Source organism: Robertkochia marina (assembly GCF_004799345.1).
GTDB lineage: Bacteria > Bacteroidota > Bacteroidia > Flavobacteriales > Flavobacteriaceae > Robertkochia > Robertkochia marina.
The window spans coordinates 132,294-155,495 of the sequence record NZ_SSMC01000001.1 but is presented as its reverse complement, the minus strand read 5'-3'; the positions used below and the strand labels follow the sequence as shown (position 1 = coordinate 155,495).

The following is a 23,202-nucleotide window of genomic DNA, read 5'->3' as shown; positions in this document are numbered from 1 at the left end:
GGCAAGCAGATTCTCTCTACCCACCGGGTCTTTTATCTTTACTTTAAACTCTTTCGTCTTAATGAAATAACATCAACTGCTTCTCCTTCAGATACCAGAATACCCCGGCCAGTTGATTGAGAATTCCAAAGCCCAGGAAGACGTAGATATCGGGTTTGGCACTGCTGTAAACCACTAAAACAAAAATTAAAAAGAGGATACCGGGAAGTATGTACCTTATAAAAGGATTCACATTCCTTATAAAATACATCAGGTTGAAAAATGAACAGATCAGGGCGGTCATCAAGGTGCCGGCAGCACCTAAAAAGATCAGTTGGGCAACCTCATTTACAAAAGACAGCATGGTGAAATAAAACAATCCACTCATAACCAATACAGTAGCTGTATAGCGATAGGCTTTTGCTGCACTGATGTCATTCATAAATGAGATCACAGATCTCCAGTCTGTATTCTTCATAGTGGTATATAGTTTGGTTGTTTGAGTTAAAATATTGACAAACAATTGATTACGCTAAATAAATTGATGTATGGTGTAATATTTTGGATGTCAAGGATTTAGGGTACGGGGTGCGGGGTACGGGGTACGGGGTACGAGTTACTCGGTTATGCCCACCTTTGCTAAAGCTATGGTGGATGATAAGGTTAAGCGGTTATACGAAACAAGTAGGAGAGCTTTGTTTAGATTAGCATTCATAGTTTTATACTTATAAGTGGTCAACCTATATCAGTGACGTACACAGCCATTTATAATCTACAATTTACCATCTATAATTGCTCCCGCTGGCGGGAGCCCCACTCCCAACCTCGACTCTCCAGAAAAGATTCAAAACCCTGATTTTCAAGTAGTTCATCAGATAACTTTTTTGTTGTGAAAGTGGAAGAGTAACTTTTCATTCCTAATACCTTTATTATGAGACGCTGGTTCAAAAATACCTCCCCCCAAAGCTTCTCAAAACCTACCCCATCTGTTAGAATATTTGTCCTTGGATGTTTGTTCTTTTTCATTTCCGGGTTCTCTTCAGGGAGCGCCGAGCTCCTTTCTGTTGATCCGCCAAAAAAGAAACTCAGGGCCCTGGTCACTTATAATTCTACGAGTTACTTCATGTACAAGGGCAAGACCATGGGGTTCGAATATGAACTGCTGCAACGCCTGGCCGATAGCCTGAATATGGACTTAAAGGTGGTGGTTTCTGATGGGGTCAAAGAACTGATCCCCGATCTGCTGGCTGGGAAGGGAGATCTGATCGCTCACGGACTCAATGTAACCCCCGAAAGGCAGGCCCAGGTGAGTTTTACAGAACCGATCATAATGAGCAGGCATGTTTTAGTGCAGCGCAAACCCGAGGGTTGGCAAAAAATGAACGCCGACCAAATGAATTATGAATTGGTAAGGAGTTATGAGCCCCTGCTGGGAGATACCATTACGGTGGCAGAAGGGAGCTCATACGAAAAGCGTTTACAAGAGTATGTGAAGAATATTGGGGGTGGTATTCATATTCAAGTGCTGGATCCGACTTATTCTAAGGGAGAATTGATCGAGATGGTCAATGATGGGTTGATACGGTATACCATTGCAGAAGAATATATTGCCGGTATCAATGCTTCCTGGATGCCCGACCTGGATGTTTCTGTTGCCCTGACCGAAGAAGAACCCATTGCCTGGGCCGTCAGGCCTGAAGATAAAACCTTGCTTGCCCAGCTTAATGAAGCGGTGAGGCGCAGTCGTACCTCTACCTATTATGCTGTGGTATACAACAAGTACTTTAAAGACCGTAAAAATTTTAACGCCCGGGTAAAGAGTCCGTTGTACAGTCTCAAGAATAAGCAGATCAGTGCTTTTGATCCCATTGTAAAGGAAGAATCGGCCAAGGTGGGGTGGGACTGGCGCCTGGTAAGTGCCGCGATCTACCAGGAATCCAGGTTTAATCCGCAGGTAAAATCCTGGGCCGGAGCACAGGGGCTGATGCAGCTCATGCCAAATACAGCAAAATCATTGGGGGTGAAAGACCCTTTAGATCCAAAAGAAAATATTATGGGAGGATGTAAATACCTGGGCCGGTTATACAATCGCTTTAAAGAGGTTAAAGATCCTGAACAACGCCTGAAGTTTGCACTGGCCTCTTATAATTGCGGCATCGGCCATGTGTTTGATGCCCAGCGTTTGGCAGCCTCCAAAGGTTTAGACCGCACCCGGTGGGATGGGAATGTGGAGCAAAGCATTTTGGATCTTAGCGACCCTGAAGAATATCAAAAAGACATCATCAGATATGGCTATGTAAGGGGCAGGCAGCCCTATAATTACGTTCGGGATATCTTTGACCGCTATGAGCATTATTCGTTTTTCACAGATGAATAAAGATTCAGGAATAAAGAGTCAAGACGAGAAATTAAAGTATTTTGTAACCTAGTAACCTAGTAACCTAGTAACCTAGTAACCTAGTAACCTAGTAACCTAGTAACCTAGTAACCTAGTAACCTAGTAACGGCCCTTCCTATTTTCTTCACTTTGAAAGGCTTTACATCTGTCTTTAAGGTAATTCACTCTTTTAACGATTTTTTTGAAATAAAATTCACGTAAAATACTGTAAATCAGTATTTTAGAATGAGATTGTAAATTATAGTATATCAACAAAGTATTATGAAAAAACATGGTTTAACTGGAAAATGCCTCATGTTCTTACTGTTCTTTTCTTTTATTACCATTCAAGCCCAGGATAAACCAAACATCCTGGTGATCTGGGGAGATGATGTTGGATGGTACAATATCAGTGCTTATAACCTCGGAACCATGGGGTATCAGACCCCGAACATCGATCGGATTGCCAAAGAAGGGGCTTTGTTTACCGACTGGTATGCCCAACAATCCTGTACCGCAGGACGTGCGGCTTTTATCCTGGGGCAACACCCCTTCCGAACAGGGCTCTTAACCATAGGGATGCCCGGAGCCAAACAGGGTATTCAGGACAATCAACCCACTATTGCAGAGCTGTTGAAGCCGCATGGATATGTGTCCGGACAGTTTGGTAAAAACCACCTGGGGGATAGGGATGAGCACCTGCCCACCAATCACGGGTTTGATGAGTTCTTTGGAAATCTTTATCACCTGAATGCTGAGGAAGAGCCGGAATCGTATTATTACCCACGCGATAATAAGGAGTTTCTCGAAAAATACTCCCCTCGGGGCGTGCTGCATAGTTATGGTGATGGTCGTATCGAAGATACAGGTCCACTTACTATTAAGCGTATGGAAACAGCTGATGATGAATTTACCGATGCGGCTATTGCCTTCATAGAAAAAGCTCATGCCGATGGCAAACCCTTCTTTGTATGGTTAAGCGCTACCCGAATGCATGTGTGGACGCACCTCAAGGAGGAAAGCCAGGGCGTTACAGGAATAGGGTTGTATCCTGACGGTATGGTTGAACACGACAAAGCAATTGGTCGGGTTTTGGCTAAACTGGAGGAGTTGGGAATCATAGATAACACTATTATCATGTATTCTACAGACAATGGAGCCGAGAAGTTTACCTGGCCGGACGGAGGTACCACTCCTTTTGCAGGAGAGAAAGGAACCACCTGGGAGGGAGGATTCAGGGTGCCTTGTGCCATTCGATGGCCGGGCGTTATAGAACCAGGAACCATTTACAACGATATTTTCTCCCATGAAGATATGATGCCAACCCTGGTGGCTGCTGCCGGCGAACCGGAAGTAAAAGAGAAATTATTGAATGGGTATAAGGCTGCAGGCAAAGAATTTAACGTGCATCTTGACGGGTATAATATGATGCCTTATTTCAAGGGAGAAGTAGAAGAAGCTCCAAGAAAGGGAATCTTTTATTTCGATGCCGGAGGAAATCTGAATGCCATACGATATAACAACTGGAAGGTTCATTTCACCATCATGGAGGGAGCTATCAATGAGGCCTACAGAAAGTCGCCAAGTTGGCCAATTGTGGTAAATCTTCGAGCTGATCCTTTTGAAGTTGGATGGGAAGCAGCCCTTTATACCAGGTGGTATGCCGATAATATGTGGTTATTTGTTCCTGCGCAGGAACTTGCTGCCAAGTTCCTGGCTACTTTCGAGAAATATCCTCCTGTAAAAGGTGGTTCACTCTCTATAGATAAGGTGGTGCAGCAACTGCAGTATCAGCCCAGCAGGAATTAATCAAATAAGTTTTGTTTACGTATAGATACCCCTCCATTCGAGGGGTATTTTTAAATAAGGGATGTATAAGTTAGAATCCCAAATGGGTGTTTCCTACTGCATCCCTTTATCGCCAACGCACCGGCAGGCCCCCTTGGCTGCCGCCAGGCAAGTTCACTAAAAACAGCTACCGGCATTTTTTTTTATGCTAAGTCCTCCCCAGCGGGGGAAGAGTCGGTACTTTAGTTAAATTGGGAATACCAAATAGAGGAATTACTCCCTCCCTCTGGGAGGAGAAACCGTGCTGCAAGCACGGAGGGGAGGGCTTCTTAAACCGAGGTGAATTCATTACTTCATTTTATGAGATTGCCACGCCCCGATTGGGGCTCGCAAAGACGACGAATTCATCATCCATCACGCCTTTGTCGTGATTAATTCCTGCAGCCTGTTCTGGTTCCCTGTGGTTACATTCCAGACGCAGTCATTGATAATCCATCATCTGAATTTATCGCGGAAAAGCGATAAATTCAGCGTATTCAACTTTTATTCTGTTAAAACTGCTATCAACCCAAAAAACTATATTTAACTTCGCAAAGCATGTTGAATTATTACATTTATAACGATCCTAAACATACCGAGTGGGTAACATTCGTGCATGGCGCCGGAGGGAGTTCCAGTATCTGGTTTAAGCAAATTCGTTCCTTTAAAGAGCATTATAACGTTTTGGTGCTTGACCTGAGAGGGCATGGACGAAGCAAGCCAAAGTTCAGTGATGCTTTAAAAAGTACGTACACCTTTCAAGCCATTACCAAGGACATTATTGAGGTACTGGACCATTTGAAGATCGACCGATCTCATTTTGTAGGTATTTCATTAGGAACTATTCTCATCCGTAATCTCGCCGAGATCCATCCTGAAAGGGTGCAGAGCATGATCATGGGAGGGGCTATTCTGAAGTTAAATTTCCGTTCGCAGATCCTGATGCGTTTCGGGGTGATCTTTAAATCGGTAATCCCCTATATGTATTTGTACAAGCTCTTTGCCTTTATCATTATGCCTCGCAAAACACACAAGGAGTCGCGACTTTTATTCGTTAACGAGGCTAAAAAGTTGTACCAGAAAGAGTTTATCCGATGGTTCAAGATGGCTTCGGAGATCAATCCGTTACTCCGGTTCTTCCGATTGAATGATATTGGCATTCCAACCATCTATATCATGGGCGACCAGGATCATTTGTTTCTTCCTAATGTTCAGAAGGTGGTGCAGCAACACCGTCTGGCCACCTTGTTGGTGGTCCCTGATTGCGGACACGTGGTAAACGTACAGAAATCTCAGGTCTTTAATCAGGAGAGTTTGTCTTTTCTTAAGGGGTTAAGAAGCTAAGTGGTAAAGGAGTAAAGAAGCAAAGCAGCTATTTCACTCGAGAATGCAATCTTTGTTCTACCATCCTGGCTCTTGGTTCTGACAAAATTATTTTATTGTAAATACATCCCCTTCTTTAGCCAGGTGAAACGGACCATCAAAGGCTTTTAATTCTTTTTTATACAACCTTGTAATAAACCAATTTTCCGGCGCCGGTGCCAGGTGATTTAACACCAATTTTTTAACCCCGGCATTATTGGCTATTGCTGCCACCTCCGACGGACTGGTATGATAGTTTTGAATATCGTGAACAATTTCAGACCTCCTGGGATAATCATTGTTTGCTAAGGTTTCTGAAAGAATTTCTTGCACATCCATCAACATGACCTCATGGATAAGAAGGTCACAGTTTTGTGCCATTTTTTCAACCATCTCATTCTTTGCCGTATCACCGCTTAAGACTACTTTTTTAGCCTGGTATTCTATCACATAACCAACTGCCGGCCTGATGGGGTCATGATTCACGTCGAAGGCTGTTACTTTAACCCCGTCCTGGTCAAAAACCAGGACCTCCTCATTTTCAGAAATACTGAATTCTTTGGCAATGCCGTCAACTTTAGAGATATCCATAATCTCAGGACCATGGTGGTCTACCCGGTATTGATTTTCAATGGCTAAAAAATCATTGGCACCCTTTACGACCCTATTCAATCCCGTGGGTCCGTAAATGTTTAGTTCATGGGCTCTTCCCAGGGCCCATGATCGGTTAATGACATTGGGCAGGTCTAACATATGATCTGAATGGTAGTGCGTTAAAAACACCCCGTTCAGTTGATCTAATGGGAGCTGTGAATTTTCACATTGCTGAACTACGCCGGCGCCAATATCAAAAAGGAAAAAGTATCCGTTAGCAAAGATGGCCGTGCCGGTCTGCGCTCTTTCTCCCGGCAGCGGAGTTCCGGTACCCACCATGACAACCGTAATGCCTTCCTCGTCATTCACGAATTCCGGAGGAACCATTTTTTTAACCTGTTTATCGAGGGCACCGCGGAGCATTTTTTCAGAATTGCATGCGGTGGTGAGGGTAAATAGGAAAGCTATGAGGGGAAGTAACGTATTAACTTTCATAGTGCTTTTTTCTGTGATGTCATAGTATCTGAATGACACATAGCTATGAAACTTTTATGGTAAGACGATAAAATGAGGGGCAGTAATGAATTACAGGGAGAAACTCGATCCGGATCAGGGGTGGGTAACTGGTTCGATAAAATTACAAAATCTCGCTTTTGCATCAAAGCAGCTGTGAGGGGTGTATTGATTGAAACAGGGTTGGAGGTTAGGCCAGGCTGGATGAAAAAGTTTAACCAACCCGGCTGGCTCTGTATTTTCTGCCTCTGAAAGCAGGTTATAAGGGTTTCATAAATCCAATATTGTCCATAACGATCACCCCGCTTTGGTCTTTATTAAAAACAAAACTGATGTTTTCAATAACGGAAAGATCAAGCTTCGGATTGGTACTTTTAAAATCTTCGAGCGGGAAATAAAAGGTCTGAAACACCTTTTCAGATTGTTTGTCGTCTTTGATGAACCCTGTTTTCATGATCATAATTTCAATTTCCCGCTGCAGAGGAGAAAAGCTGCTTAAGGGCAGTGAGGCTTTTTGCCCGGTGGAGTCCCTTAGTTCTATAGTAAGATCGAAGGGTTTTTTAGGTTGATCCTCATCCTCATCCTCATCCTCATCCTCACCTTCCTCCTTGTCCTCGTCACTATCAACGCCATCATCATTCTTCAGGTTGTTAGTGTTGTCATCTTCCACCCATTTACCCTCTGACTTTGGGTCAGCAGATTCTGTTGATTCGGCCATGGAGAAAACTAATACTGATGTAGTATCTACAGGCTTTTTAGTAAGGGAGATCGTATACCTTGCCATGATGGAATCGGGTAGCGATTCCATCGTTTCCTGTTCGTCTTCAAGGTCATAATTCCAGCCAACAAAAAGTGCTCTGCTTCCTTTTTTCTGCCATTTGAGCTGAATCTCCTGTTCCCGCCAAACAGACAGATTTTCGGTATGAACCTCACCGTATTTTTGTGTTGTGGTAGATACATCGAAGTCTTCATCAAAATTGGCAATAGGCGAAAAGTTTGAATCTTCAAATTGGCTGAGGTATATCGTTTCAGGAAGCCATTCCCTGCCCTTTCTGGCATCTGTGAAAAGAGGCAGGTATTTGACATTATCTTTTAATGTGATATCGAGAAAAGAACTTATAAAAACTTTGGCTATCTGTTCCTGTTTTTCAGCAGGGAGGAGTTGTTTAAGGTTGAGGATTCCTGTAAATGGATTGCCTATATCGTTATTTCCCCAGCTGCTGTTAAACTGACCGTGGTTGGCTCCATAGGCATAAACCCCGGCTTTAAAATGATAAAGACTGTCCCGGAATGTTACTCTTTCGTATTGCTGAGATCCCATATAGGAACTAACATCTGCATCCTGCGCCCCATGTATCACCAAATAATTGACATCCTCGATTTTCGTCCTGCTGTCGCCCGGCTCGTATTGACCGTCCACCGGGGCTATGGCCACGATAGATTTAATGTTGTAGTTATAGTCAAAAGGTATGGATGCGTCATCAGGGTAAAAGGGAAGTTTATTGAACATGGCGGCATGAGCAACCGCCTCACCACCTCTTGAATGCCCGATCAAAGCGAGGTTAGACGTGTCGATCTTTTTAAAAAATACATGGTCTTTGGTCTCGTTCCACTGGTGCCAAACCTTTAAATGTTCCAGTAACAACCATCCGCGGGCATCATTTTCTTCCTCTAACCCTCCAAATATATCAGACCAGGAACCGTTGATAAAGTTTTCATCAACCGAGGCGAGGATAATGCCCCTGGAAGCAAGTAATTCTCCCAGATATGCGTATCCTGGATCCGAATAATCCTGCATACCGTGATTACCATGTACAATGAGCGCCAACGGAAAAGGTCCTTCTCCTTCAGGATACCAAACGCGGGCATTTATAGGTAGTGCCCTGGAATCAAATCCCCAGTACTTTTCACGCCACCATCCTCCAAAACCTTTCCAATTATCGATAAAGGCCAGGCCGTTCACTGAATCGGTTACCAGATCAACCTGGTCTCCATACTCAGGCCGATGCAGGTCTTTCCCGCTGCCATACGTTAATGTCTTTACAGGAAAAGGCCCGATCTCAGAAGGCGATTTAGCCTGGATGGGTGCAATATCAGATTCGGAAGAAAGTGCTGCATTAGTAATGGGAGTCACGTCAAAACCATCCCTGCCGTATAGTATTCCGGAGGCCACCAACCCGCCAAAACCAATAATAATTCCAATTACGGCAACTACTTTCTTGGGGCCGGATAAGTTTTTAAACCCGGTTTTTCTCAATACCAGAACAGCCGCCCCGCAATGAGAAGCTATGATGATGAAAATTAAAGGTATTATCCAGTCATTACTGATCAGGAAGAGTGTTGGGATAGCTATGAACAAAGCCAGTTTTAAAAACCTTGGTATCTTATATAAAAGATAGATGATCCATCGAATCAAAAAACCGGACAGGACAATGGTCAGAAGGTAAAGAAACCCTAATAGCAACACCCAGGCATCTCTGAGTTTAACAGTGTAGCCAATAGAATATGCCACCCAAAGTGCTAAGGAAACTATTAAGAGTCCTAAGGCAGCACCTCTTATGGCATGCTTACCCGGTGCAATACTATTGATGCGATTCTTGAGCCATGAAATTAGTCGGTGTAGTTTTTTCATAATTCGGTTTAACAGCTATCGACAAGCCTTAGGAAGGTACGTGCAGTAATCTTTTGATAGCGAGTCGTATAGTCTTGGTTTGTTTAGAAGATTAAGATAGGGAAATAACCGAAAAATTGTAAGTATTTGATTAAATCATGCGTCGTTAGGGGTAGTTTAATTTGAGGGGAGGAAGATTGGGGAGACCTGTCTGCGGTGGCATGCCGGGCAGGTCGCTACGGCCTTTATTAGGCCTGCCACTGATGGATTTAGATATTCTGGTGAAAAAGTATATAAAGTGTGGCTCCCCACCCTGGATAGGGAGGGGTGGCAGCGATAAAATCGCTGACGGGGCGGGTTGATTCAGGTTAACATCACATACAACCCCTTCCCCTCTCGCCTACAGCGAGAGTACCTTCCCCTAACTAGGGGAAGGAGCCCGTTTTTGTTTTATTTTAAAACCGTCATACCACTACACAAGAAATCAAATTTCAGGAAACTCGTAAAGACGATCAAATATCGTATGCTCGCATACCTGTCTGTCAAATAGTGGTACCTTCCCCTTCCCCTCAATGAGGGGAAGGTGGCCCCGCTTTTAGCGGGGGCGGAGGGGGTAAAAAACAAAAAACCCGAACGGAAACGTTCGGGTTTTTGCGGTGGTGCCTCCAGGAATCGAACCAGGGACACAAGGATTTTCAGTCCTTTGCTCTACCAACTGAGCTAAGGCACCAGTTGCTTGCAGTATTACTGCGATTGCGGGTGCAAATATAGATGCAAATTTAATATTTGCAAAAGGAATCTTGAAAAAATTCGCTTTTGTAAATTTACAACTTAAATAACAAATCATGAACCTTATTATAGATGTTGGGAATTCCTTTGTTAAACTTGCTGTTTTTAAAGGAAGTAGCTTGTTGAATGTAGACAGGGTAAGGGCTGACGAATTTTTAGCGGCCGTGGAAAAAAATTTTTCCGTCTATCCCGATATTCGCGATACGATCGTGTCTTCGGTTGGAAAACTCGATGAAAAAGATCTGCTGGCGTTGCAGGTCTTCGCGCCTGTTCATATTCTCACCCATCAGTCTAAGATTCCCTTCGACAACCGGTATAGCACCCCTCATACCTTAGGGGTAGATCGGCTGGCCTTGGTTACCGCTGCCTACTCCCGCTGCAGTATGACTAATTGTTTGGTGATCGACGCAGGAACCTGTATTACTTACGACATGATCACCGATCAGGGGGTGTATTTGGGTGGCGGGATTTCTCCCGGGGTCGATATGCGCTTCAAGGCCATGCACCATTTCACCAGGAAACTGCCCATGATTGAAAACCGCGACTTTGATGGCTTGATAGGTGACTCCACAGAGTCTTCAATGATTTCCGGTGTAATGAACGGGGTTGTCAACGAGATAGACGGAGTGATTACGGAATATTCAAAAAAATTCAAACTTTTAACAGTTATTTTAACAGGTGGCGATTCTCTATTTTTGTCAAAAAGATTAAAAAGTACCATATTTGCCCATTCTAATTTCCTCCTCGAAGGACTGAATTACATTTTGGAACTTAATAAGCGTAATGATTAAAAAGATTTTTGTTGTGGTAGCAATGCTGGCCCTAACCGCCGGTTTTGCTCAGGATGCAAGTGTTTCGCCCTATTCTTACTTTGGAACCGGAGACCTACGATTTAAAGGAATGGTGGAGAACCGAATGATGGGAGGTGTAAGTGTGTTTGCCGATAGTGTTCATATGAACATCAAGAACCCGGCGGCACTTTCAAAATTAAGGTTAACTAATTTTTCTGTAGCGGTTTCCAACCGTTATTTGTCGTTGGAAACGGAGGAGACCACAGAGTCTGCCGGACAGGTTAATTTTGATTACCTGACCCTGGGCTTTCCGTTGGCAAGAAGGTTGGCAGTGCAATTTGGGGTGCTACCCTTTAGCAGTACCGATTATAACCTTCGAAGCCTGAATCAGGATAACGACCCTATAGAGTTAAACAGGTTTAGTGGAAATGGTGGAATTAATAAGGTGTTTTTCTCTGCCGGTTGGGGACTGACAAGGAATATTAGTATTGGAGCAACGGTTAATTACAATTTCGGGACTATAGAGCGAACAGCCAGCAGGCAGCTCGATGGCGTGCAATATGCCAGTCGTGAAAGCTCGGTCTCTGAATATAATGGATGGGATTATAACCTGGCCTTGCATTATCAAGGGAAATTGTCTGAAAATTTACAGCTTCAAACGGCCTTTACATTTGCCCCTGAAGCTAACCTGACATCAGAGAACTTTACAGAAATATCTACTATCTTTGTAAATGCGTCCGGAAATGAACAGGTTAGAGAACGTTTTGAGGTTGATCTGGAAGCTGCAGGTCTTGACAATACAAAGGTTAACAGGCCTTATTCATACTCTGCAGCCTTAGGGATCGGAAAACCTTATACATGGTTTGTGGGAGGTCAGTACGAGTTTACGAAGTCAAGTGATTTTGTACTTGAATACCCGCTTAATGTGTTAGGAACCTATGAAGATGGTCAACTTATTTCAGTAGGTGGTTTTTGGATACCGGATTACGACTCCCTGACATCTTACTGGAAAAGAGCTACTTATCGTTTAGGTGTAAAAACCGAAGATACAGGTTTACTGGTTAATGGTAACTCACTTAGAGATTTTGGCATGACTCTTGGAGTAGGATTGCCATTGGGAGGCTTTTCTGATGCCAACATCGGAGTGGAGCTTGGAAGAAGAGGAGAATTATCAAACGGTGGAATACAAGAAAATTATATAAATGTATTTATTAGTCTGTCGCTTAGTGACAGATGGTTCGTAAAAAGTTTAATTAGATAACTAAAACTAATAAGATGAAAAAGAAACTTTCAACGATGTTCGGTCTTTTAGCGGCAGTGTCGTTTGCTTTTGGTCAGGCTCAAAATCCTGAGTGTATGCAAAACCTGTCTATTTTTGCCGAGCACGCCAAAGTGAAAAATTACGAAGCGGCTTATGAGCCATGGAAAATGGTATTTGAAAACTGTCCGGATCTTCACTATGCAACCTATGCTTACGGAGAAAAGATCCTGAAAGACCGTATCGAGAATGATGAAGCAAATAAGCCTGTTTATATTGAGTCGTTAATGACTGTTTATGAAAAAGGTCCTGAGTATTTCCCTAAGCGTTATACCAAAGCGGGAAGTATGATCGATGTGGCCTTGTTGAAGTTTGACAATGACATGGCCGAAGATGAAGAACTCTTCAGTTTACTTGATGAGGCTTTCAAAGAAGATCAGGCGAACTTTAAGAATCCTAAGGCGATGTACCTTTACTTCTCTACCCTGGTAGATCTTCATAATGCAGGTAAAAAAGACTTGCAGGAAGTGTTTGATACCTATGATGCCGTAACCGGTAAGATCGACGCAGAGAACAGAGAGCTGGCAGAGATCATTCTTAAGTATGTAGAAAAAGACTCTGCAGGTACCCTTACTTCTAAAGAGGCCAGAGCCCTTAAGAATGCTCGTATCAACGGAGAGTCTTACGAGAAGATCAGTGGAAGTATCGACAGTAAGCTTGGTGCTCTTGCCGATTGTGAGAACCTGATTCCGTTATACGAGAAGAATTTCGAAGAGCGCAAAGGAGATGCTGATTGGTTAAGAGGAGCTGCAGGTCGTATGGACGCCAAAGGGTGTACCAGTGATGCGATGTTCGTAAAACTGGTAGAAGCGCTTGATGCTATTGAGCCTTCTGCTTCTTCTAAGTACTTCCTTGGGTCGCTTTACGAAGAAAGAGGAGAGACTAGCAAGGCGATGGATTACTTCAAGCAGTCTATTGACCTTGAAACTGATAAGTTCAAGAAGTCTAACAAATTGCTGAGTATTGCAACCAAGGCCAAGAAAAGAGGTCAAAAGTCTACTGCTAATAATTATGCACGTCAGGCATTAAGTGCAAACCCTTCTGAGGGTAGAGCCTATATGCTGATCGCAAGCCTTATTGCTGATAGTGCAAATGAATGTGGGTCTACGACCTTCGAAAAAAAGGCAGTATACTGGAGAGCAGCAGAGATGGCCAGAAAAGCCGGACAAGTTGACCCTTCCATGGGTAATAGTGCTGCAAAAGCTGCAAGTGCTTATGAAGGAAGAGCGCCCAGCAGATCAGAGATCTTTAACTCAGGTATGCAAGGGCAGTCTATTAAATTCAATTGTTGGATTGGTGGTAGCGTGAAGGTTCCTTCTCTATAATATGAGAAACAGATTACCGAAATATATCTTATACAGCATTGTCACAGTTTTTACTGTGACAATGTTTTTTTCATGCCAGGGTGACAACCTTCAGGAGGTTAGAAGAATGTCAGAATATCGACATATTCCTGTAGGAGAAGCTACAAATTTTGAGCTTCGATATACCGATTCTCTGGTGTTGCGTGCCATTGTAAAAGGGAAGCGCTACAGAGATTTTACCAACCTGGACTTTCCGTATCAGGAGTTCCCTGAAGGGGTACGCGTAGATTACTTTAATGAAAGCGGAGATACCAGTACGGTGACGGCAAATTACGGTGTCATATATCCGCAAACCAAACTTATCGACCTGCAAGGCGATGTGAATGTGATGACTTCAGACGGCAAGCATTTAAAAGCGCCTCAATTGTATTTTGACCAGATCAACAGCTGGATCTTTACTGAAGGTGATTTTGAGTTTGTAAGTGAAGACTACAATATGACAGGTAGGGGCATCGATTTTAATCGCGACTTTACCCAGGTGCGGTTTAAGGGAACCCGTGGCGATGCCGTGCTTAAAGAATAATGACACTGAACACCTGTAAAGGCCTCCCTGATGGAGGTCTTTTTTTCTTCTATGGATATTGCTGGGTATTACTACCAACTTTTGTTTATTTTTGATAAGTAGTTATGATAAAAAAATCAATGAAATATTTCAAGATCTTCGAAATTGCCTACCTGGTAATTGCAGTGGTTTCTTTTTATGAGGTGGTTGTAGAATGGAATGTTGACCGCAACCGGGCATACCTGTTCCTGTTCTTCGCAGTATTCTCACTCTTTATGTTCTTTTTCCGCAGACGCTACCGAAAGAAATTTCAAAACAGGAATAAAAAGTAGCGCATGACGTTAAGCATCGTCATTATCATCTTTTCCCTGATCTTGTCAGCCTTCTTCTCCGGAATGGAGATCGCCTATGTTTCTGCCAATAAGATCCATATTGAAATTGAAAAGAAGCAAGAAGGGGTCTTAGCGAAGGTTTTAACAAGACTAACCAGGAAGCCCTCCAAGTTTATTGCTACCATGTTGGTGGGTAATAATATCGCCTTGGTGGTTTATGGGATCTATATGGGAGACCTGATCGTGACCCTGCTTTATCCTGAGTATGCAGGCCTGGCCCTCCCGTTTAACATTATATTGGTGCAGACGGTAATTTCTACCCTGATCATATTGCTTACAGCAGAGTTTTTGCCCAAGGTATTCTTTCAGATCTACTCCAATAAGCTGGTGATCTTTTTTGCTATACCTGCCTATCTTTTTTATCTGCTGTTCTCATTTATTTCTGAGTTCATTATGTGGATCTCAGACATTATACTGAAATACCTGTTTAAGACAGAAGGAGATGAAGTACAACTGGCTTTTACCAAGGTAGAGCTGGGGGATTATATTTCTGAGCAGGTGGAGGCTGCCGACGAAGAGGAGGAGTTAGATACCGAAATTCAGATCTTTCAAAATGCCTTAGAATTTTCTGAAGTGAAGGCCAGGGAGGTCATGATACCCAGAACCGAGATCACCGCTGTAGAATTACACGAGAGTCCTCGTGCCCTTTCTGCTATGTTTACCGATACGGGTTACTCAAAGATCCTGGTGTTTAAGGACACAATTGACGATATTATCGGGTATGTTCATTCCTTTGAAATGTTTAAAAAGCCCAGGACGGTAAAAAGTGTGATGCTCCCTGTAGAATATGTGCCTGAAACCATGTTGATAAGTGATGTGCTAGAATCTCTGACAAAGAAAAGAAAAAGCATTGCTGTAGTTCTCGATGAGTACGGTGGTACCTCAGGTATCATCACCGTTGAAGATATTGTTGAAGAGTTATTTGGTGAGATTCAGGACGAGCATGACAGTGTTGAGTTGGAGGAAGAACAGATCGGAGAAGATAAATATCGTTTTTCAGCACGGCTTGAGGTCGACTACATTAATGAAGAATACAAGCTTGATCTTCCGGAAAGTGAAAATTACGAAACCCTTGGAGGTCTGGTTGTCAGTCACTTGGGGGATATTCCCGAAAAGGGTGAAATACTGCGGATAGATCAGTACGAGTTTACCATTCTCGAGGTTACCAATACCAAGATAAATTTACTTCAGCTCAAAGTTCTGGGAGAGGCTTAAAAGAAGCGCAATAATTGTTTTTTCAGGTTTTGTTTATTGCAAAAAAATGGTATTTTCGCCCACACTAATTTGATAAATTGATTGATAGATGGCAATTCTAGAGAAAATAAGAAGCCGTTCCCTGTTCCTGATTTTGGTAATAGGTCTGGCTCTTTTTGCGTTTGTAATTTCCGGGGTATTTACCAATGATACCGGAGCCGGAAAGTCTGTAGTAGGAGAGGTAAATGGTGAGTCGATCGCTCGGGAAGATTTTGCCCTGAAGGTGGAAAATGCTTCGAGACGATTTGGTGCCGGTGCATCTACCGTACAGGTGGTGAACCAGGTGTGGAACCAGGAGGTGAGAAGCCTTATTCTTGCTCAGCAATTCGAAGAGCTTGGAATCAGCATTGAGAAAGATCAGATACTCGAGGTGATCAAGGCCAACCCGGCTTTTGCCAACGACCCGAACTTTCTGAATGAAGCCGGTGTTTTTGACGAGCAAAAATTTGTTGACTTCATCTATCAGTTAAAAACAAATAATCCCGGAGCATACATGCAGTGGCAAGCTCAGGAAGATGCCCTGATCAGTGCTGCCGAAGAGAGCTCTTACTTTAACCTGATCAAGGCAGGAGTAGGAAGTACATTGAAGGAGGGAGAGCTTAACTATCATATCGAAAATGATAAGGTGAGCATCAAGTATGTTGAGATACCTTATACAGCGATCGCTGATACTGCAGTAACAGTTTCTGAGTCCGAAATTGAGGCCTATGTAAAGGCGCATGAAAATGAGTTTACTCAAGAAGCTTCAAGAAGTATTCGTTATGTATTTTTCAGCGAGAAAGCTTCTGAAGAAGATATTACCAGTATTAAAGAAGAGCTGACCGCTCTTAAAGAAAGCAGAGAGGTATACAATGAGGCTGCAGGTGCTAAAGAAACGCTTCCCGGATTTGGTGAGGTAGAAGATGTAGCTGCTTTCGTTAATGAGTATTCAGATGTTAATTTCGACTCTACTTATGTTGTAAAGAACAGTATTGCCGCTGCGGTTGCTGATGATATTTTTGGCCTTGAGGAAGGTGCTGTTTACGGTCCGTATGAAGATCAGGGGTACTACAAGCTTACCCGCATGATGGATAAGAAAGATAATGGTTCTGTAAAGGCCAGTCATATTCTTATCTCTTATGATGGAGCTCAGGCGCAGGCCAAAGAGCCAAGAACCAAGGAAGAGGCGAAGGCTAAGGCTGAAGAACTTCTTGCTGAGGTTAAAAGAAACCCTGAGGATTTTGCAAGACTTGCTCTTGAAAACTCTGAAGATCCTGGTTCAGCTACCCGTGGAGGTACTTATGATAACATCACACCCGGACAAATGGTAGCTCCTTTTAATGACTTTATCTTTGATAACGCCATTGGAGCAGTAGGTGTTGTTGAGACTGATTTTGGTTTTCATGTCATCAAGGTTGATGATAAGTATGATGCCGTTCAACTGGCTACTATAGCAAGAAAGATCGAGGCATCAGAGAAAACACTAAGTGATGTATTCACTGAAACTACAAAATTTGAAATGGCAGCCGGAGAAGGAGACTTCAGCGAAGTTGCCAAAGCTTCAGAATACCTTGTGCGTCCGGTAAATAACCTGAATGCCATGGATGAAAATATTCCTGGTGTAGGTAGCCAGAGATCTTTGGTACAGTGGACTTTTAACCCTGATACTGAGGTTGGAGATGTAAGACGTTTTGATACTCCTGATGGTTATGTTGTTGCCCAGCTTACCGCAAAGCGTAAAGCAGGTCTTGCAAGAGCTAAAGATGCTGCTCCCCGGGTAACGCCTATTTTAAAGCGTCAGAAAAAGGCAGCTATGATCATGGAAGAGAATGCCGGTAAAAATATGACAGAACTGGCAGACGTATACGGAGCAACCGTTAGAACTGCTAGTGATCTTACTATGAAAACACCAACCATCCCCGGAGCAGGAAGAGAGCCATTCGTTGTTGGAACTGCCCTTGGAATGAGTGAAGGTGATGTTTCTGACATGATCGAAGGTCAGAGTGGTGTTTATATTATCGAGGTAACAGCAAAGAGTATCGCTCCTTCTCTTGATAATTACGCTACTTACGCTAATACGCAAAAGACATTGAACAGAAACAGAGTATTTTCTGCAGCCTACAATGCATTGAAAGATGCTGCTGAGATCGAAGATGAAAGAGCAGATATCTACTAAGAGATTTATCGAGAATTATAGAGAAAAGGCTTCCCGGAAACGGGAGGCCTTTTTTTATTTAATCAGTGTCTATAAAATAAGGTCAGTATAGGCCAGAACAGTGTTGTATCCTTCACTGTGAAAATAGCGGGTGGGATCGTTTTCAGAGGTTGCAAGAATGAAATCTCCTCCCCAGGCGCCAAGGCTCTTAATACAGCCGTTAAAATCAGGGAATAGTTGTTCTTTAACCGTTGGCCGCGATAGCAGTTTGCTTATAATATGCTCGTGTTCTGAAATTAATTCCTGAAATACCTTTAGGGAAGAGCAGGTGGCAATCGCTTCGCTGATCTCACTGATCCGTCGTATCTCTTCTTTTTTACCGCCGCCGAGATTTCTGTATTTTGAGATGCCATCACGGCTGTTTTGCTTTTTGTTGAGATAAATAAAGTATAAATCGTCCTTAAATTCCGGGTTGAAGCTAATGGGTTCAACCTTTGGTCGGGGAGCGACTTTAGTATAAAAAAGAGGTCCTGCAGCATTGGCACAGGCCAGGTCATAACCACTACCCCCTAGGCTTGCTTCCAGAATTTGGTACGGATCGGTTTTGCTCCATAATGCCAGGTTATTGATGAAGGTAGATGAAGAACCAAGTCCCCAGTCTCTCGGGAATTCAAGTGTAGAGGTAAGTCTGTATCCCTGTTCATTTTTGAAAAAAGATGGATCTTGTGCTGCGATATTCCTGAGCATGCTGAGTAAATGGGCTCCCGCAGCCTTGTTGGTGGTTTCAAGTATGACCGGTATGTCACCTTCGGGGGTGTTGACTGTTAATGCCTTCAGGTTGACGATGGCCTTAAACCACGGTTTACCGGTATGATCCAAACTGATGAATTCAAGTACGGGGTCCGGCAGGGGGTCGGCCGATAAACCCTGACCCGGCCGGGTAGGTAATGCCAGTGCTTTGGCACCATCTAACACCAGGTATTCTCCGGTGAGTAAAAGTTTGCCATAACTGTGGAAGGTGCCCGTGCTCATACCTGTTAGTTTTGAGCCTTACGGTAGTTTTCCACGGCGCTGATCACATCGCGATGGGTAACCACTTTGTCCTGGAAATATTGCGTAAAATAGGTCTTCTCTTCCTTGCTGGCATCCATTTGATTCAGGATGTTCATCAGATGCATTTTCATGTGACCTTTTTGTATTCCTGTGGTGATGAGCGATCTTACCGCAGCAAAATTCTGGGCTAATCCGGCAACCGCCACGATCTGCATGAGATCTTTTGCGGTAGGATCATCAAGAATTTCAAGAGAGAGTTTAACCAGCGGGTGAAGTTTGGTTAAGCCGCCAACCGTTCCAAGGGCCAAGGGTATCTCTATGCTGAACACAAATTCATCATCGATGATCTCTGCCTTGCTCAGGCTTCGATACTGCCCATCGCGGGCCGCATAGGCGTGTATTCCTGCCTCGACAGCTCTGAAATCATTACCGGTTGCCAGAACCACTGCATCGATTCCGTTCATGATCCCTTTGTTGTGAGTAACCGCTCTGAAAGGCTCTACCTGGGCAATATTCACCGCTTGTACAAATTTATTAGCAAAGCTGGCCGGGGTTAATTCCTTGTCTTCATTTAATGCAGCTACCGGGCATCGTACTTCAGCCTTTACCCTGCAATCAGGAACATAATTTGAAAGGATGCTCATGACTACCTGGATGTCTTTTTCATCGTCATTAAAATCGGTGTGCTGATCGGCCTCCTGCTGAAGCACATCGGCAAGCCTTTCCAGGCAGGAATTGATGAAGTTTGCCCCCATGGCGTCGAGGGTTTCAAAAGAGCAATGCAATTGAAAATAGTCTGGCATGGCATCGGTTTTATCAACCAGCTCGATGCCTGTAATTCCTCCGCCCCGTTTTCTCATGTTAACGGTGAGGTCTTCCAGAGAAGCGAAGAGGTGAGGTTTGATCTTGGTGAAGAACTGTGATAGTTTTCCTTTATCACCCCGGTAGATAAAATGCACCTGTCCGATCTTTTCTGTAGCGATTACCTTGGTGTGAAATCCGCCCCGGTCCATCCAGAATTTAGCGGCCCTGCTCGCTGCAGCAACCACTGAGCTTTCCTCTATGGCCATGGGAATGGTGTAGATCTTTCCATTGATCATAAAGTTGGGTGCCACTCCTAATGGCAGGTAATAATTGGAAATGGTGTTTTCGATGAACTCATCGTGAAGTTGTTGCAGACGCTCATCGCTATTCCAGTACTTCTTCAGTACATCAATGCCTTTTTCCTTATCGTTAAAATAGTGTTCTGAAAGCCAGGTGATCTTCTCTTCCTTGCTTAGCTTGGAAAATCCCTTTACAGGTTTACTCATGGTTAAAAACAGGATCAAATTTTACACAAATATAAGAATTAACCCCGGCAGCAGTTACAGCTGAAGTATTGTGAATGGTTTTTTCAAGAATGAGCTATTGTTCATTTTGCCTTGATGCAACGGCGAAGCCCTCATGAGCACCTCTAGAACAATAATAAATAGGCGAATAAAACGAACCGTAATACTTAACTTTATTTCCCGGCGCGCCTTCTGGCTCCCCTGGCTGCCGTCAGGCAGGTTCGCTAAAAACAGCCACAGGCTGTTTTCTTAACGCTCGGCCCTGCTGCATGCTCCGCACTTCCGATTGGTTTACATCCAACCCACCATCTGGCCCCTCACTATGCAAGGTTTTTAACCTTGCATAACCGTTCGGTCCTGCTGTAAATATTCGTTCCTTTCAAATCAACATCACGAATAGGATTAACTGAGTTATATTCTTTCTATGAATTAAATGCCGTCCTCAGGTTCTGGCAGGCCAGGACCCGCTTGATGAAGTTGCCGTGAAAAGCCAGGTGCTGTCTGAGCCACGCCGAGGGCGTGGTGAGTTCAGCTGGCTTAGGCAACAAATCTTTAGCGGATGGCCGAAGAACCAGGACTAGACTTTTTTGTTACTTTTTTGGGCAATGCAAAAAAGTAAGGGCTAATGATTCATGGGAAGCTTTATTAAACAAGTAGATGAGGGTTACCACGCCATAGGTAGTAACCGTAGGGTTTAATAACGTTTTGGGTACAATCTTTAACAAAAAATAGGGGGAATAATGAGAATAATTTACTAAACTTGGGCGCTTTCATAAAAAATCTTATCAATGAAGAAAACAGGTTATACCTTATTGCTGTTTTTAGGGCTCACTACGGTCCTTTTGGCCCAGGATCAAAAATTTACACTTGAAGAAATATGGGGAGGTGCCTTCCGGACTGAAGGAATGGATGCTCTTCACTCCATGGACAACGGGAAACAATATACAGTACTCAATTACGACAGAAGTACCCGAAGCACTGCCGTGGATAAATATGATTATGCCACTCTGGAAAAGATTGAAACCATTGTTTCTTCTGCAGATCTTGAGGGTATTCAGAATTTCAGGTCTTATCAATTTAGTGATGATGAACAAAAACTGATGCTTGCCACAGAGGTGGAATCGGTTTTTAGAAGATCAACCCTTGGGAAATATTTTGTTTACGATCTGCAAACGAAATCACTCTCACTGATCTCAGAGAACCGTATCCAGGAGCCTGCTTTTTCTCCTGATGGCAGCAAGGTAGCCTACGTTTTTGAAAATAATATTTATATCAAAGATCTCCAGTCAGGTCAGACCATGCAGGTAACCACCGATGGGAAGAAGAATGAGATCATTAATGGGGTAACCGACTGGGTTTATGAAGAAGAGTTCTCTTTTGTAAGAGCTTTTGACTGGAATGCTGATGGGTCAGAGATCGCTTTTATTCGCTTTGATGAAACGGAGGTGCCTGAATTTTCAATGGATGTTTTTGGTCAAAGTCTTTATCCTGACCAGCAGGTTTTTAAATATCCGAAGGCAGGTGAGAAGAATTCTGAGGTAAGTCTCCATGTTTACGATCTTGCTGCTCAAACAACCAATGATGTCGCTTTGGAAGATGCTTATTACATTCCAAGGATAAAATGGACTCCGGATGCTGATGTGCTGAGTATTCAGGTGATGAACAGGCATCAGAACGATCTTAAACTATATTTCTATCACAGCGATAAAAAAGAGCTTGATCTTGTTCTTCATGAAACAGACGATGCTTATGTAGACATTACTGATAACCTGACCTTCCTGGCTGACAATAGTTTTATCTGGACCAGCGAAAGAGACGGGTATAACCATATCTACTACTACGATAAGAAAGGAAAACTGAAAAACCAGGTGACTGAAGGCATGTGGGAGGTAACCAATTATTATGGTTACGATGCAGATTCAAAAAAGATCTATTATCAGTCTGTAGAGAATGGGTCTGTGAACAGAGACATTTACAGTATTCGTCTCAATGGTAAAGGGAAGAAGCGTCTTTCTTCAGAAGCAGGAACCCATAATGCTACCTTTAGTACCGATTTCACCTATTATATCAATAGTTTTTCAAGCGCTTCCACGCCTTATCGCTACACTCTGAACGATGCTGAAACCGGGAAGGTGATCAAGGAGATCGTAAATAACAACCAGTTGAATGAAGTGTTGGCTGGGTACGAGATGTCAGAAAAGGAATTCTCCACTATTTCGGTTAACGGTAACGAATTGAACATGTGGATGATCAAACCTGCCGACTTTGATGCAGGAAAAGAATATCCACTTTTCATGTTCCAATACTCAGGCCCGGGTTCTCAATCGGTGGCCAACCGCTGGAATAGCAGTAACGATTACTGGTACCAGATGCTGGCTCAAAAAGGTTATATCATTGTTTGTGTTGATGGGAGAGGAACCGGATTCAAAGGGGCTGATTTTAAGAAAGTAACTTACAAGGAACTTGGTAAGTACGAGGTGGAAGATCAGATCGCGGCGGCAAAGAAGTTAGGAGAACTTTCATACATTGATCAGGAACGTATTGGTATCTGGGGATGGAGTTATGGCGGCTTTATGAGTTCCAACGCCATTCTTAAAGGTAATGATGTATTCAGCATGGCTATTGCTGTAGCGCCGGTGACCAGCTGGAGATTCTATGATACGGTATATACTGAAAGATATATGCGCACACCACAGGAAAACCCTTCAGGGTATGATGATAACTCCCCTATTAACTTCGTGAACAACCTCAAAGGCGATTACCTTCTTGTTCACGGTACTGCTGATGATAATGTACATGTGCAAAATACCATGCGTATGGTGGAAGCCCTGGTACAGGCCAACAAGCAATTTGACTGGGCTATTTATCCGGATAAGAACCACGGAATCTATGGTGGAAATACCCGACTGCAGCTTTACACAAAAATGACTAACTTCATCGACGAGCATTTGGGAGATAGGATCAATGAAGATTTTATGGCTAAACAACAACTAGACTAACTATAAACTACATTA

The 23,202-nt window shown here is 43.3% G+C and carries 16 protein-coding genes and 1 tRNA gene; 11 read left to right on the top strand and 6 right to left on the bottom strand.

Features of this window, described 5'->3' with window-relative positions:
- Window positions 1–58: 58 nt before the first annotated feature.
- Complete coding sequence (locus E7Z59_RS00585) at window positions 59–457, bottom strand: hypothetical protein (RefSeq protein ID WP_136334349.1); 399 nt, start codon at window positions 455–457, stop codon at window positions 59–61.
- 453 nt (window positions 458–910) lie between these two features.
- On the opposite strand from E7Z59_RS00585, the gene E7Z59_RS00580 reads away from it, so the two are divergent.
- From E7Z59_RS00580 to E7Z59_RS00570, 3 genes are all read left to right on the top strand, one after another.
- On the top strand, window positions 911–2,356 hold the full coding sequence (locus E7Z59_RS00580; protein WP_136334348.1) for an MltF family protein: 1,446 nt from the start codon (window positions 911–913) through the stop codon (window positions 2,354–2,356).
- Window positions 2,357–2,638: 282 nt separating this feature from the next.
- Window positions 2,639–4,165, top strand: a complete 1,527-nt coding sequence (locus E7Z59_RS00575; protein WP_136334347.1) for an arylsulfatase — start codon at window positions 2,639–2,641, stop codon at window positions 4,163–4,165.
- A gap of 576 nt (window positions 4,166–4,741) precedes the next feature.
- Window positions 4,742–5,527, top strand: coding sequence for an alpha/beta fold hydrolase (locus E7Z59_RS00570; protein ID WP_136334346.1), 786 nt, complete (start codon window positions 4,742–4,744; stop codon window positions 5,525–5,527).
- An 87-nt stretch (window positions 5,528–5,614) separates the two neighbouring features.
- Here E7Z59_RS00570 and E7Z59_RS00565 read toward each other — a convergent pair whose 3' ends face one another.
- From E7Z59_RS00565 to E7Z59_RS00555, 3 genes are all read right to left on the bottom strand, one after another.
- Window positions 5,615–6,634, bottom strand: a complete 1,020-nt coding sequence (locus tag E7Z59_RS00565) for an MBL fold metallo-hydrolase (RefSeq protein ID WP_136334345.1) — start codon at window positions 6,632–6,634, stop codon at window positions 5,615–5,617.
- A gap of 277 nt (window positions 6,635–6,911) precedes the next feature.
- Window positions 6,912–9,284 (bottom strand): alpha/beta hydrolase family protein, encoded by a 2,373-nt coding sequence (locus tag E7Z59_RS00560; RefSeq protein ID WP_136334344.1) that lies wholly within the window; start codon window positions 9,282–9,284, stop codon window positions 6,912–6,914.
- Between the two features lie 636 nt (window positions 9,285–9,920).
- Window positions 9,921–9,993 (bottom strand) — tRNA-Phe (locus E7Z59_RS00555).
- 115 nt (window positions 9,994–10,108) lie between these two features.
- On the opposite strand from E7Z59_RS00555, the gene E7Z59_RS00550 reads away from it, so the two are divergent.
- The 7 genes from E7Z59_RS00550 to E7Z59_RS00520 all read left to right on the top strand — a co-directional run bounded on the left by E7Z59_RS00550 (window position 10,109) and on the right by E7Z59_RS00520 (window position 17,828).
- Window positions 10,109–10,843 carry a type III pantothenate kinase gene (locus E7Z59_RS00550; RefSeq protein ID WP_136334343.1) on the top strand — a complete coding sequence of 245 codons (735 nt, stop codon included), beginning with the start codon at window positions 10,109–10,111 and terminating at the stop codon, window positions 10,841–10,843.
- Window positions 10,836–12,104, top strand: coding sequence for a hypothetical protein (locus E7Z59_RS00545; RefSeq protein WP_136334342.1), 1,269 nt, complete (start codon window positions 10,836–10,838; stop codon window positions 12,102–12,104). Before E7Z59_RS00550 ends, E7Z59_RS00545 begins: the two co-directional genes overlap by 8 nt.
- A gap of 14 nt (window positions 12,105–12,118) precedes the next feature.
- Window positions 12,119–13,486, top strand: a complete 1,368-nt coding sequence (locus E7Z59_RS00540; RefSeq protein WP_136334341.1) for a tetratricopeptide repeat protein — start codon at window positions 12,119–12,121, stop codon at window positions 13,484–13,486.
- A gap of 1 nt (window position 13,487) precedes the next feature.
- The gene (gene lptC / locus E7Z59_RS00535) at window positions 13,488–14,048 is read left to right on the top strand and encodes an LPS export ABC transporter periplasmic protein LptC (RefSeq protein ID WP_136334340.1); all 561 of its coding nucleotides are present in this window, start codon (window positions 13,488–13,490) and stop codon (window positions 14,046–14,048) included.
- Window positions 14,049–14,167: 119 nt separating this feature from the next.
- Window positions 14,168–14,359, top strand: coding sequence for a DUF6526 family protein (locus tag E7Z59_RS00530; protein WP_136334339.1), 192 nt, complete (start codon window positions 14,168–14,170; stop codon window positions 14,357–14,359).
- 3 nt (window positions 14,360–14,362) lie between these two features.
- Entirely contained in the window at window positions 14,363–15,634 is a 1,272-nt protein-coding gene (locus tag E7Z59_RS00525) for a hemolysin family protein (RefSeq protein ID WP_136334338.1), read from the top strand.
- A gap of 88 nt (window positions 15,635–15,722) precedes the next feature.
- Window positions 15,723–17,828 (top strand): peptidylprolyl isomerase, encoded by a 2,106-nt coding sequence (locus tag E7Z59_RS00520; RefSeq protein ID WP_136334337.1) that lies wholly within the window; start codon window positions 15,723–15,725, stop codon window positions 17,826–17,828.
- A 69-nt stretch (window positions 17,829–17,897) separates the two neighbouring features.
- On the opposite strand, the gene E7Z59_RS00515 is transcribed toward E7Z59_RS00520, so the two are convergent.
- Window positions 17,898–18,839, bottom strand: coding sequence for a GYDIA family GHMP kinase (locus E7Z59_RS00515; RefSeq protein ID WP_136334336.1), 942 nt, complete (start codon window positions 18,837–18,839; stop codon window positions 17,898–17,900).
- Window positions 18,840–18,844: 5 nt separating this feature from the next.
- A complete protein-coding gene (locus tag E7Z59_RS00510) occupies window positions 18,845–20,170 on the bottom strand; it encodes a hydroxymethylglutaryl-CoA reductase, degradative (RefSeq protein WP_136334335.1) in 1,326 nt (441 codons plus the stop codon).
- 806 nt (window positions 20,171–20,976) lie between these two features.
- Here E7Z59_RS00510 and E7Z59_RS00505 point away from each other — a divergent pair.
- Window positions 20,977–23,187 carry a S9 family peptidase gene (locus E7Z59_RS00505; protein ID WP_136334334.1) on the top strand — a complete coding sequence of 737 codons (2,211 nt, stop codon included), beginning with the start codon at window positions 20,977–20,979 and terminating at the stop codon, window positions 23,185–23,187.
- Window positions 23,188–23,202 lie beyond the last annotated feature (15 nt).